The sequence below is a fragment of the Paracoccus sp. S4493 genome (assembly GCF_000967735.1).
GTDB classification, from domain to species: domain Bacteria; phylum Pseudomonadota; class Alphaproteobacteria; order Rhodobacterales; family Rhodobacteraceae; genus Paracoccus; species Paracoccus marcusii.
Genome location: NZ_JXYF01000394.1, coordinates 1 through 12113 on the forward strand (window position 1 = coordinate 1; position 12113 = coordinate 12113).

The 12113-nt window shown below is 61.8% G+C and carries 17 protein-coding genes; 16 read left to right on the forward strand and 1 reads right to left on the reverse strand.

What is annotated here, in order from left to right:
- Positions 1-101 precede the first annotated feature (101 nt).
- A complete protein-coding gene (locus TW83_RS17940; RefSeq protein WP_084697692.1) occupies positions 102-2552 on the reverse strand; it encodes a heavy metal translocating P-type ATPase in 2451 nt (816 codons plus the stop codon).
- Positions 2553-2703: 151 nt separating this feature from the next.
- Between TW83_RS17940 and TW83_RS17945 the strand changes: the two genes are divergently transcribed.
- From TW83_RS17945 to TW83_RS18015, 16 genes are all read left to right on the forward strand, one after another.
- Complete coding sequence (locus tag TW83_RS17945; protein ID WP_071209503.1) at positions 2704-3171, forward strand: MerR family DNA-binding protein; 468 nt, start codon at positions 2704-2706, stop codon at positions 3169-3171.
- A 10-nt stretch (positions 3172-3181) separates the two neighbouring features.
- A complete protein-coding gene (locus tag TW83_RS17950) occupies positions 3182-3544 on the forward strand; it encodes a hypothetical protein (protein ID WP_052650160.1) in 363 nt (120 codons plus the stop codon).
- Between the two features lie 119 nt (positions 3545-3663).
- Positions 3664-4584 (forward strand): sialidase family protein, encoded by a 921-nt coding sequence (locus tag TW83_RS17955; RefSeq protein ID WP_239441421.1) that lies wholly within the window; start codon positions 3664-3666, stop codon positions 4582-4584.
- Between the two features lie 110 nt (positions 4585-4694).
- A complete protein-coding gene (locus TW83_RS17960; protein ID WP_045984161.1) occupies positions 4695-5087 on the forward strand; it encodes a DUF411 domain-containing protein in 393 nt (130 codons plus the stop codon).
- 4 nt (positions 5088-5091) lie between these two features.
- Positions 5092-5220, forward strand: a complete 129-nt coding sequence (locus TW83_RS22320; protein WP_255352811.1) for a hypothetical protein — start codon at positions 5092-5094, stop codon at positions 5218-5220.
- Positions 5217-5696, forward strand: a complete 480-nt coding sequence (locus TW83_RS17965) for a cytochrome c (RefSeq protein ID WP_045984153.1) — start codon at positions 5217-5219, stop codon at positions 5694-5696. The genes TW83_RS22320 and TW83_RS17965 overlap by 4 nt, the downstream gene beginning before the upstream one ends.
- Positions 5693-6259 (forward strand): DsbE family thiol:disulfide interchange protein, encoded by a 567-nt coding sequence (locus TW83_RS17970; RefSeq protein ID WP_045984154.1) that lies wholly within the window; start codon positions 5693-5695, stop codon positions 6257-6259. Before TW83_RS17965 ends, TW83_RS17970 begins: the two co-directional genes overlap by 4 nt.
- Complete coding sequence (locus TW83_RS17975; RefSeq protein ID WP_045984155.1) at positions 6256-6780, forward strand: TlpA disulfide reductase family protein; 525 nt, start codon at positions 6256-6258, stop codon at positions 6778-6780. The genes TW83_RS17970 and TW83_RS17975 overlap by 4 nt, the downstream gene beginning before the upstream one ends.
- The gene (locus TW83_RS17980; RefSeq protein ID WP_045984156.1) at positions 6777-7055 is read left to right on the forward strand and encodes a hypothetical protein; all 279 of its coding nucleotides are present in this window, start codon (positions 6777-6779) and stop codon (positions 7053-7055) included. Before TW83_RS17975 ends, TW83_RS17980 begins: the two co-directional genes overlap by 4 nt.
- Before the next feature lie 22 nt (positions 7056-7077).
- The gene (locus tag TW83_RS17985; RefSeq protein WP_042249153.1) at positions 7078-7350 is read left to right on the forward strand and encodes a hypothetical protein; all 273 of its coding nucleotides are present in this window, start codon (positions 7078-7080) and stop codon (positions 7348-7350) included.
- Positions 7351-7404: 54 nt separating this feature from the next.
- Positions 7405-8055 (forward strand): SCO family protein, encoded by a 651-nt coding sequence (locus TW83_RS17990; protein WP_045984162.1) that lies wholly within the window; start codon positions 7405-7407, stop codon positions 8053-8055.
- Positions 8052-8486, forward strand: coding sequence for a copper chaperone PCu(A)C (locus TW83_RS17995; RefSeq protein ID WP_045984157.1), 435 nt, complete (start codon positions 8052-8054; stop codon positions 8484-8486). Before TW83_RS17990 ends, TW83_RS17995 begins: the two co-directional genes overlap by 4 nt.
- A gap of 2 nt (positions 8487-8488) precedes the next feature.
- Complete coding sequence (locus TW83_RS18000; protein WP_042249161.1) at positions 8489-9094, forward strand: hypothetical protein; 606 nt, start codon at positions 8489-8491, stop codon at positions 9092-9094.
- On the forward strand, positions 9091-9582 hold the full coding sequence (locus TW83_RS18005) for a hypothetical protein (protein WP_042249164.1): 492 nt from the start codon (positions 9091-9093) through the stop codon (positions 9580-9582). The genes TW83_RS18000 and TW83_RS18005 overlap by 4 nt, the downstream gene beginning before the upstream one ends.
- Complete coding sequence (locus tag TW83_RS18010; RefSeq protein ID WP_042249167.1) at positions 9579-10301, forward strand: cytochrome c biogenesis protein CcdA; 723 nt, start codon at positions 9579-9581, stop codon at positions 10299-10301. The genes TW83_RS18005 and TW83_RS18010 overlap by 4 nt, the downstream gene beginning before the upstream one ends.
- A 206-nt stretch (positions 10302-10507) precedes the next feature.
- A complete protein-coding gene (locus TW83_RS18015; RefSeq protein ID WP_042249170.1) occupies positions 10508-11119 on the forward strand; it encodes a class I SAM-dependent methyltransferase in 612 nt (203 codons plus the stop codon).
- Positions 11120-12113: the final 994 nt, after the last annotated feature.

Consider the following 12113-nt stretch of genomic DNA (forward strand, 5'->3'; position numbering starts at 1 on the left):
CCGCGACGTCGCGCTTACGATAATTGCCGTATCCATCGCCAAATCCTCGGCGATGGATACTCCGCTGTCACGGTCCTGCCGGTAATCCCGGCAACCTCTCTTCACAGTTTCACACCTCTCAGGCGCAATGCATTGGCGATGACCGAAACGGAGGACAGGCTCATCGCCGCTGCGGCGAACATCGGCGAAAGGAGCAGTCCGAAGAACGGGTAGAGCAGACCGGCTGCCACCGGCACTCCTGCCGCGTTATAGATCATCGCGAAGAACAGGTTCTGCCGGATGTTGCTCATGGTCGCCTGCGACAAGCGCCGTGCGCGTACAATGCCACCAAGATCGCCTTTCAGCAGGGTGATCCCGGCACTTTCGATGGCAACGTCGGCACCTGTTCCCATGGCGATGCCCACGTCGGCCTGAGCGAGTGCCGGCGCATCGTTGACTCCGTCTCCGGCCATGGCGACCTTGCGACCCTCAGCCTGAAGATCGCGGATGATCCGGGCCTTGTCCTCGGGTAACACATCGGCCCGGATCTCTTCGATCCCGAGGCGTCCGGCGATGGCGCGGGCAGTGCGCTCGTTATCGCCCGTCGCCATCACGATGCGGAAACCCAGTTCGCGCAGCGCCTTCAACGCTTCGGGCGTCGTTTCCTTGACGGGATCTGCAACGCTGACCAGACCTGCAATCACTCCGTCGACCACGATGAACATGACGGTTTCGCCCTCGTCCCGGCGTGCGTTCGCAGCCTCGGCCGCGGCCGGTGCATCGATCCCGAGTTCGGCCAGCATCCTGGCATTGCCAAGAGCAACGGATTTTCCGTCGACCACGCCCTTGACCCCCATGCCGGTGACAGCCTCGAAGTCATCTGCTTGTGCCAGGCTCAATCCGCGAGCTTCGGCACCGCGCACGATGGCCTCGGCCAGAGGGTGCTCAGATCCTCGTTCCAGGCTGGCCGCGAGACGCAGAATCTCGTTCTCGTCATGACCCCGTTCTGGTAGAAGCGCCGCAAGTTCCGGCTTGCCGACCGTCAGCGTGCCGGTCTTGTCGACGATCAGGGTGTCGACCTTCTCGAAGGCCTCCAGCGCTTCGGCATTCTTGATGAGAACGCCCGCCTGAGCGCCTCGGCCTGTGGCCGTCATGATCGACATCGGGGTCGCAAGCCCGAGGGCGCAGGGGCAGGCGATGATAAGAACAGCAATGGCCGAGACGAGTGCATAGGCCAGGGCGGGGGCCGGACCCCAAATCGACCAGGCGATAAAGGACAAGATCGCAACGGCGATAACAGCCGGGACAAAATATCCCGCCACCGCGTCGGCGAGCTTCTGGATCGGGGCACGCGACCGCTGTGCCGCTGCCACCATCTCCACGATCTGCGCAAGCATCGTATCCTTGCCCACGCGCCTGGCCTCGATGATCAGACTTCCGTTGCCGTTGATGGTGGCCCCTGTCACCGGATCGCCGTGAGCTTTCTCGACGGGAACCGGCTCGCCGGTGAGCATGGATTCGTCAACGAAGGAACGCCCGTCCACCACCTCGCCATCAACGGGAACCTTCTCGCCTGGCCGGATACGGAGGCGGTCGCCGATCTGCACGTCTTCGAGCGGGACCTCCTCCTCCTCACCGTTTTTGCGGATGACACGAGCACTCTTGGCGGCAAGATCAAGAAGCGCCCGGATCGCCGATCCTGTCCGTTCGCGCGCCCGCAGTTCGAGGATCTGCCCGAGAAGGACAAGAACCACGATGACGGCCCCAGCCTCGAAATAGATGCCAACATTTCCTTCCGCATCACGGAAACCGGCCGGGAACAGCTGTGGCGCGATGACAGCAACCGTGCTGAAGCTCCACGCGGCGAAAACCCCCATGCCGATCAGGCTGAACATGTTCAGGTTCATGCTGCGAAAGCTTTTCCAGCCGCGCACGAGGAACGGCCAACCGGCCCACAGGATCACCGGCGTCGCCAAAATCAGTTCCAGCCAGTGCGCGGCCCGCTCGCCGGTCCAGCTGCGAAGGGGGAGGCCGATATAGCCCCCCATGGCCAGAAGCACCACCGGCACGGTCAGCACGAGGCCCACCCGGAACCTGCGGGTAAAATCCACCAGCTCCGGGTTCGGGCCCTCGTCTCCCTGAGGGACACCCTTTGGTTCCAAGGCCATTCCGCAGATCGGGCAATCTCCAGGGCCGACCTGCTCGATCTCTGGATGCATGGGGCAGGTATAGGTCGTGCCTGCGGGCATTGGTTCCGGCGTCGGCCGACCCTTCAGATAGGTCGCTGGCGCGGTATCGAACTTATCCTTGCAGCGAGGTGAACAGAAGTAGAAGCGCTCGCCCTCGTGCTTCGACAGATGTTGCGCCGTCGCGCGGTTGACTGACATCCCGCAAACCGGATCAACGGCTTCGACATAGGTTTCGGGCTCGGCCGCAAATTTGTTACGGCATCCATCCGAGCAGAAATGGTAAAGATGGCCTGCGTGCTCGTGGTGGAAACTGCTGCCTGCGTCGGCCGTCATGCCGCAGACTGGATCGCGCACTGTGGCTTTCTGGGCATCCGGATTGTTCATCTGGCTCTCCTTTGTGCAAAGGCATTGTTCCGGGATCAATCTGGGGCCTCCAGCCACTGGAAGGTCAAGGGAGTGCAAAAAAGAACTTTGACCTGTTGACCCTCCAGTAGGTGGAGGCCCTATCTGGGGAGCAAGGATGAAGGAGGTCGGCATGAACATCGGCAACGTGTCGGAACGCAGCGGTCTGCCCGTGAAGACGATCCGCTACTACGAGGACATCGGCCTGGTGCGATCTGAACGGAGCAGCAATGGCTATCGGCTGTTCAGGGAGGACCACCTTCACAAGCTGAAGTTCATTGGCCGCGCCAGATCGCTTGGGTTCAGCCTGGAAGACTGTCGCGAGCTGATGGCTCTCTACGAAGATCGTGCATCTGCGGCTGCCGACGCAAAGGAGATCGCCCGGCATCATATTTTCCGGGTGGAGCAGAAGATCGTGGAGCTCCAGAGTATGACCGCAACGCTTCAACGCCTGGTCGCCCTTTGTGATCAGGGAAATCGGCCTGAATGCCCTATCCTGAACGACCTCCCGCAAGGACAAAGCAGTTCAGAGGACAAGGAAATGTCCCTCTCACATTGTCGCGAAGAGTCGGCAGTGGATTCTCTTGGAAAGAAGGCATAGATTAAGCGCCATGACCGTGTTCAGCCGCATGCTTCTCGTTCTTGTGCTTGCCGTATTTGCGGCAGGGTCAGTCGTGCATGCGGCTGGAGCGAGCACGATGGCAGTTGATATGGCTATGGTCGAGATGTCGGACATGGATCCTGCCAGTATGGGTTCCGCCGATTGCAATGCCTGCGGCGACGAAGACGGAGCAGGCACTGCAGTGTGCGATCTTGTCTGTTCGGCAGGAGGCTTCGCTGCCGTTCCTGAGGCCGACACGCCTGAACTCAGACCCACGACGCATGACCTGCGGCAGCAGTTCAGCGATGTGAAGCTCAGCGGCGTCGGCAATTTGCCGCTCCGAGACCCCCCACGATCCAATCCTCTGATCTGACCGCTTTTGGCGCGTGATGCGTCAAAAGCCGGTCCCGTGGAGGCGTCAGCCTCCGGTCTGGTCCTGTCTCGCCCCAAAGCGCGACTGCCAGCAGCCGACCCGGATCATGAGGTAGTCCCATGTCACCCAAATCACCTTCGATGCTTTCGCGTCGCCTGTTTCTCTTCTCTGCCGCAAGTGCGGCAAGCATTCTGGCGCTTCCGTTGTCGAGCATCGCATCCATTCCGGCCCCCCGAGCGGTGGCATTCGACGGCGACAGCATCCTGCTTGCAGCCGACCGTCTTTTCCGCAGCGACAATGCCGGTCGCTCCTGGGCGGCGCTTGCCGCGCCAGGACCCGTCTTTGCGCTGGCAACCCATCCCGCGCTTTCCGGCCGCATCCTTGCCGCCCTCGATCGAGGCATCGCCCTGTCGGACGACGGCGGACAGATCTGGCAGGTCCGCGATGACGGCTTGCCTGAGGCCAAGGTTCTGGCAATCGCCATGGCTACCCGCGCCCCTGACACCTTCTACGCCGCGCTGGAGGGCGACGGGCTGTGGATGTCGGAGGATGCAGGCCAGTCCTGGAGCCTGGCGATGGACCGCCCCTGGCTCAATGAAGCGGAGCGCGATCCGCTGGCCTTGACCTCTGTCGATCTGGAGAGCGGCATGGGCGGGATCTGGCTCTATGCGGGCACCGAGACCGGTCTGACCCGCGTGCCCGACTGCTTCTGCCGGTGGCAGGATGTTCAGCCCGGTGACGCCATGGATGCGCTGGTCTCGCAGGATGCCCCACCGTCCGAGGCCCCGCTGCCCGAGGGCGAGGCGGTCCTGTCGTTGGTCAGTGCCCCCTCGTCGCCCGCCACCCTCCATGCCGCGCTTCCCTCGGGCATCTGGACCTCGAAGGACGGTGGCGTGGTTTGGGCGCGGGAGGCGCAGCAGCCTGCCACCGCCCTCGCCGTTCATTCAGAGGACAAGACATATCTCGCCGCCATCATCGGCGGCAGCCTGCACCTCAGTCGCGATGGCGGCAAAAGCTGGACCGCAATTGCGGTCGCATGAAGGAGATGACCATGAAAAAGATGATTGCCGCCGCCACGCTGGCTGCCCTTGGAGCCGGTGGCGCCTTCGCCTTCACCAGCCTTGCTCCGGCACAGGGCGAGCTTGCCCCGATGCCGGTCGTGGCGGCGGCCGACGCCGCCCACCAGGTCACGATCTGGCGGGACCCTGGCTGCGGCTGCTGCGACACTTACGCCGATTATCTTGAAGCGCATGGCTATGTCGTGACGCTGGTGGACGACCGCAACTTCGACCGCCGCTCGGTGGATGTGGGCGTGCCGGAACAAGGCCTCGGCTGCCATCTGGCAGAGGTGGACGGCTATTACGTCAGCGGCCTCGTGCCGGTCGAGATCATCGAACGGCTGGTGACCGAGCGCCCGGACATCGACGGCATCACGCTGCCCGGCATGCCTTCGAACGCACCGGGCATGGCGCAGGTCAAGACCGGGACCCTCAAGACCTATTCCTTCGGCGAGGACGGCGTGGCCGTTTATTCTGATGAGTGAGTGCATGGGAATGATGGGCGGCCCGATGATGGGCATCATGATGCTGGGCGGCGGGGTGTTCATGCTGCTCGTAGTGACGGTGCTGGTGCTGGCCCTTGTTGCGCTGGTGAAACATCTTCGGGGGCGGGGATGAAGCGGCTCGGCCTGATCCTGTCGGGCGCGGCGGTCGCAGGAGCCGCCGCACTGGCAGCAGGGGCGACGCAGTCTGAGTCTGCCGCCGAGGGCGTGACTTTCATGGGTGAACCTGTGACGGCCGATAATATCACGCTCGGGCAGGAGATCTACGCCGCCAACTGCGCCTCCTGCCACGGTGCCGATCTTGAGGGACAGCCCGATTGGAAGCGCAGGCTCGACAACGGCCGCATGCCGGCCCCGCCCCATGATAAGACCGGCCACACCTGGCACCACCCCGATAACCAGCTGTTCACCATCACCAAGCTGGGCGTAGGAGCCGTGGTCGAAGGGTACGAGAGCGACATGCCGGCTTTCGAGGGCATCCTGACGGATGCCGAGATCCGGTCCGTGCTCGGCTATATCAAGAGCACCTGGCCCCAACGGGAGCGCGGCTTCCAAGCCGAGGTGACCGGCAAAGAAAAGGCTGCGCCGTGAGCACCGAAGCGAAGGCCAGACGGAGTTCCTGGTGGGCCCTGTTGCCGCTCACTGTCTTCGCAGGGCTGGCAGCGGCGTTCTTCTGGGGTCTCTTCAGCAAGGCCGATGAGCTGCCCTCCGCGCTCGTCGGTCGCCAGGTTCCCGAGTTCGCCCTGCCACCCATCGAAGGCATGGCGGAGCGCTTCTCCAATGCCGACCTGCGCGGGAAGGTGTCCATCGTCAATGTCTGGGCTTCGTGGTGCGTGCCGTGCCGGGTCGAGATGCCGCTGCTGGTCGAGCTGGCCGAAACCGGTGCCGTCCCGATCTTCGGGATCAACTACAAGGATGCGCCGGAGGCTGCGCGGGCGTTCCTGGACGATTTGGGAAACCCTTACACGCGGATCGGCGCCGACCGGAACGGTCGTGTCTCCATTGACTGGGGCGTCTATGGACTGCCCGAAACCTTCGTGATCGATGCCGAAGGGCAGATCGCATACAAGCATGTCGGCCCCTTCGATCGCCGCGCTCTCGAGGAAAAGATCCTGCCGATCGTGCGGCGCCTCCAGGCGGAGGCAGGGACATGATGCGCCGCGCGGTTCTGACGGGAGCCCTGGTGCTTGCGGCGGCGCCGGCTTCTGCCCGTGTGCCCCTCAGGCTGCATGACGTCCCGCGCAGTATGCTATCAACCAGCTTTGTCGACCAGCAGGGACGGAAGCTGGCGCTGGCCGACTTCCGCGGACAGATCGTTTTGCTGAACATCTGGGCGACGTGGTGCCCGCCCTGCATTGACGAGATGCCGGCGCTCGACAGGCTCCAGGTCCGTCTCGACGACAGCGGCTTTCATGTTCTTGCGCTTTCGATCGACGAGAGAATGGCGGAGGTGCGCCGGTTTTACGACAACCTCGGCATCCGACACCTCGAACCGTATCTGGCCCAAAAATCACGCGTCATGGCGGACATCGCTGCGGTCGGCTTGCCAACAACAATCCTCATCGACCGGGGCGGCCGCGAACGTGGCCGCCTCGTCGGTCCTGCCGAATGGGACGGCCGTGCCGCCATTCGCCTGATCCAGTCCCTCAACGAAGAAAGGAACCTCAGCCAATGACCCAGATAGACGCGGGGGCGCATCCGCAGCCAACCCGTCCCCGCATCGGCATCCGCCCTGGCCGCCGCACCCTGATCCTTGCAGCGCTCCCCCTTGTCACCGCCGGAATGGCGATGAACTGGGGCTGGCTTGTCGCTGTCGGGGCTGCGCCGCTGATCCTCAGTCTGGCGCCCTGCATTGCGATGTGCGGGCTGGGTCTGTGCATGATGAGCGGCTCGAAATCTTGCGCAAGCAAGACTGGCGCGGCGGAAATGCCGCGCTCTACCACTGACTGAACCGAAACCACAGGAGAAGACCATGAACACGACGATCAAATCCACCCTGACCGCAACTGCCCTGGCAGCGCTGCTGGCGACTGCCGCCGTCGCGCAAAACAGCGCCACCAGCACCACCGATGCGCCCGAGCAGGAAACCATGCAGGGCGACATGATGCACGGTGACATGAAGGACGGCCAGATGATGGGCGGCGACATGAAGGGCATGATGCAGATGATGGAGAACTGCAACGAGATGATGCAGACCATGAACGAGCACATGAAGTCCCATGACGAAGCCGGCAGCGAAGGCTGACGAAAGAAAAATCCCGCTCGCGCACTCGGTGCGGGCGGGATGAAAGCGACAGACATGACAAAGATTTCCCCGACCGGCATCAAGCGCCTGCGCCTTGTCCTCTGGTCCGCCACCCTCCTCGCCGCAATCGCGGTAGGGCTCGCGCTGTGGATGGCGCCGCCCGTGCCAGCCGCATCCGCGCCGACATTCCAAGGCGAGGCCGACATCCGCTCGGCCTTTACCCTTACCGACCATAACGGGCGGGCCGTGACAGAGGCGGACTATGCAGGGCGCTGGCAGCTCGTGTTCTTTGGCTTCACGCATTGCCCCGACATCTGCCCGACCACGCTTGCCTACATGGCCAACGTTCTCGACCTCCTTGGCAGCAAGGCGGACAACGTCGCGCCACTCTTCGTGACCGTGGACCCTGCACGGGACACGGTGCCGGTGATGGCTGCATATGTCTCCGCCTTTCACCCGCGGATGATCGGCCTGACGGGAACGGAAGCACAAGTCGCCGAGGCGACCGGGAACTACCGGACATGGTTCGAGCCCGGCGAGGACGCGACCGCACCCGATGGCTATGTCATGGCCCATGCCGGACATCTCTACCTGATGCGGCCGGATGGCACATTCGAAGCCGTGTTCATGGAAGCCGACCAGCCACCCGGGGCGCTGGCCGAGGAAATCGCCATGCGGATCGAGAAAGAGGAGAGGATGCAATGAAGGTTCTTATGACTGCGCTTGCGCTGACATGGCCGGCAGTGGCCGTGGCCGAGGTCACGGTGTCCGACCCCTGGGCGCGGGCCAGCATCCTCGCCTCACGCCCGGGTGCGGCCTATCTGACGCTGCGATCTGACGTGGCCGATCAGCTGGTCGGGATCAAAAGCCCTGTGGCGGCGGAGGTCATGATCCATGCCGTCGAGACCGACGCGGCGGGGACCAGCCGGATGACGCATCTCGACAGGCTCGCGCTTGAGCCGGACGTTCCGGTAATGCTGGCGCCGGGCAGCATGCACGTGATGCTGATGGGCCTGACGGAGAAGCTGGAGGAAGGGGCGAAATTCCCACTGACGCTGTCGTTCCAGGAAGCGGGCGAGGTGACCGTCGAAGTGCCGATCCTCGGTCCCGGCGCTTCCGGTCCGGAGGCGGAATGAGAATGCGCCATGCCTTCGCTGCCGCAGTCCTGCTGGCCTCCCCGGCCTTTGCACATCACCCCGGGGATCGACTGGACGAGGTGACGGCTGCCAGGGAGCCAGCCTTCGAGGTGACGGACACCCGCAGCCTGCCCCATCTGGAACTTATCGATGCCGCAAGTCGTGGCGTTGAACTTGACGGAATGACCGACAGGATCATCGTCCTCAGCTTCACGCCCGAAGGCTGCGGTGCGCCTTGTGATGCGCAGCAGCGGCTGATCGAACGGGTCCGGCAGGCCGTGAACATTACCCCGATGCAGAACATGGTGAGCTTTGTGAATGTTGCAGAGCCGGGCGCGGCCGGGTTCGCTGCCGGTGAAAACTGCATCCAGGCCTCTTCGCTCCCGGGTGAACCGGTTGCCGATCTTTCCGAGGCGTTCTCCGGGCTTTCCTCGCGCGGCGGAACGGAACCGGCGGTCCACATCATTGACCGTGGCGGGCGGCATGCAGGCCTGTTTCATGGCAGCGCGTTCCGTCACGCAGACATGATGCTCTACATCAACGGCCTGACGAACATGCGGCCGCCCGAGCCAGGCTTCCGTGACAAACTAGGCGAGCTCTTCAGATGATACGAGACCTGCACCAGGCGGTGCGTCCGGATTGGTTGTCGGCCTTGCGGCGCTATATTCTGTATTCGTCCATTGGACATCTCGTGTGGGAAGTCCTGCACGTTCAGCTCTATACGATCTGGGTCGAGGGCAGCTGGAACGAGATTGCCTTCGCTGTCGTGCATTGCACTGGCGGCGACTTGTTGATCGCGGCCAGCACCTTGCTTCTGGCCCTGTTCTTGACCGGACACCCTGCGTGGCCCGGCCGGCGGGCGGGGCCGGTTCTGGTCCTGGCGGTGGTTTTCGGCGTTTTCTACACCGTGTTCAGCGAATGGCTGAACATCGAGCTGCGCGGTGCTTGGGCCTACCGCGAGGCAATGCCGGTTGTGCCATTGCTGAACGCCGGTCTGACGCCGCTTCTTCAATGGGTCGTCGTGCCGACGGTGTGTCTTCTGGCCGCGCGTCGGCTGAACCCCGCGCCGCCCGTCGAAGGGAGGCTTGAGAATTGACCGATCTTTCGGCTCTCGGTCTCACCGTTCCCCTCCTTGCAGGGGCGATCTCCTTCCTGTCTCCCTGTGTCTTGCCGCTTGTGCCGGGCTATGTTTCCTATATCGCAGGGCGAAACGCTGTTTCCGAGCCATCGCGGAGCCGGGCGGTCTGGCTCAGCCTCTGTTTCGTATTCGGCTTTTCCACCATCTTCATTGCTCTCGGGGCCTCGGCGACAGCACTCGGCCAGGCCCTTCTCGGCTGGCGCTACGAGTTGAACCTTGTTGGCGGCGTCATCATCATCCTGTTCGGCCTCTTCATGATGGGCGCGGCCCGTCTGTCAGCAATGGAGCGCGACCTGCGGTTCAACTTCGACCTGCCCGGGGGGCAGCCGCTTGCCTCCTACATCCTCGGGCTTGCCTTCGGGTTTGGTTGGACACCCTGCATCGGCCCTATCCTTGGGGCGATTCTGACCGCCAGTGCCGCGAGCGCGACTATTGGCGAGGGCGTGGCAATGCTGGCCATCTACTCCGTCGGCCTCGGCATCCCTTTTCTTCTGGTCGCGGCCTTTGCGGACGGGGTTTCACTTCGCCTACGCCGACTTCGAAACGCAGGCCGATGGCTGCACAAAGTGGCGGGTGTCATCATGGTACTCATGGGCATCCTGATGGCGACGAACAGTTTTAGTGCGCTGTCTTATCGGATGCTCGAAATGTTTCCAGCGCTTGGTCGCTTGGGCTAAAGCGTATTGGTCCTGCACCGGTTTCACCTCGTTTTGCTGAGCGCAATATTCAAGGAGACCGAAGATGACAGTGATAGGCCACGATGGGTGCAAACGGGATGCCATTCGCATTCTTCACCGGCAGCTGGCTCGTTTTGCCTAGTGGCTGCTGGGCAAATTGCCATTCCTTGGCACAAAGCGGATGACAGGCTGAAAGGAAACGCCTCATGGGAATATACGACACCTTCATTCTCCCCCGATTGACACATCTTGCGATGGGTCACCGAATGCTTACGCCGCTTCGTGAACGGGCCGTCGCGGGGGCGGCCGGCGAAGTCCTGGAGCTGGGCGTTGGCTCGGGGCTGAACCTACCATATTATGACGCTGGCGTTTTGAGGCTGGTGGGGATCGACACCTCGGCACCCCTTGTGGAAATGGCGCTGAGGCGGGCGTCCGCGCTCCGCTACCCGGCAAATATTTTACAGGCAAGCGCGGAAGATCTCCCGTTCGCAGACCGTAGTTTCGATACCGTTGTGGTCACTTGGACGCTGTGCAGCGTTGGCGACGTCCGCAAGGTTCTGCGTGAAGTGAAACGGGTGCTGAGGCCAGGCGGCCGTCTGCACTTTGCCGAACACGGTCAGGCACCGGATAGGAACATCAGGATCTGGCAAGAGCGGATCACGCCCTTGTGGCGCCTCTGCGCTGGCAACTGCCATCTGGACCGGCCCACGGCGACTCTCCTGACGGAAGGTGGATTTCATGTTGAAAACTTGAGCACAGGCTATCTGCCAGGGCCCAAACCCCTCACCTTCATGTACGAGGGGCGTGCGCGACTTTAAAAGCAGACGGGGTCGTCATCATTGCCATTGCGCGCAGGCTCATCACCATCGCACACGCCATCCTCAAAACCGGCGAGACATGGCGGCATCAGATGGCCTGATAAACATAATTGCTAACATTTTCGCAGCAATCGGAGATTCCGATAGCCCGTGAATGTCAAGCAAAAACGTCATTCTGACCTTTTTTCAGACCAAAAGGTTATACTGCTTTCTTAGGTTAACAAACGCGTTCACTAGCGGCCGTTCCAAACCTGCAACGCGGATCAACGAATGCCCGCCTCCCCTGCCCTTTTTTCAAAGTGTTCAAAAACGATCCTTTTTGAACATGGGGCAGGGCGATCATTGATCCATCGAGCAGCTACTTTTTGACGGCGCTAAGTAGCTGAGGAAAGCTACGATGCCATTTTGGCTGATATGATAGACTTACTGGCTAACTGATTTGGAAAAATGGAATATCTTCTTGTATCCCCAGAAATGTCCACGAAATATGTGGATAGCTTTGGGTTGCGGCGAAGCGACGACAATGACCAAGAACTGCGCGGTGTTACATAACATAGCTTATAGACGATTTTGGCGTGAGGCAGGGTGGGTCCTCCTCAGAGGTGCGACAAGCCATGATTTGCTGGCTTTTGCAGAGGAAGGAACATGCTCTCGGGATCGAATCTCACCCTGCCCGAGCGCTGCATCAGGCGTGTTGTCGGTCATGTGTGCTCACGCCGGGATCGGCGATGGGACAGTTTGCGGCGGAATTTTTTGCGGTCACCGGAGCGTTGAAGCCTGGCGACAGAGATAGTGACGGGCAAACTTGAGTGGCGTGTGAGTGGTTATCCACAGTTCCCGTGGATGTTTCCGGGGATAGACAGAAATCTCACAACAAATTGAGATGCTTAACTTAATAAGTTCACTGTCTGCGAAGACGCTCCAGTGAGCAGTACTTATCAAAAGGCCAACGTTGGGAAGCTCAGGTAGCAGACCGACCTTGTTGCACATCTCA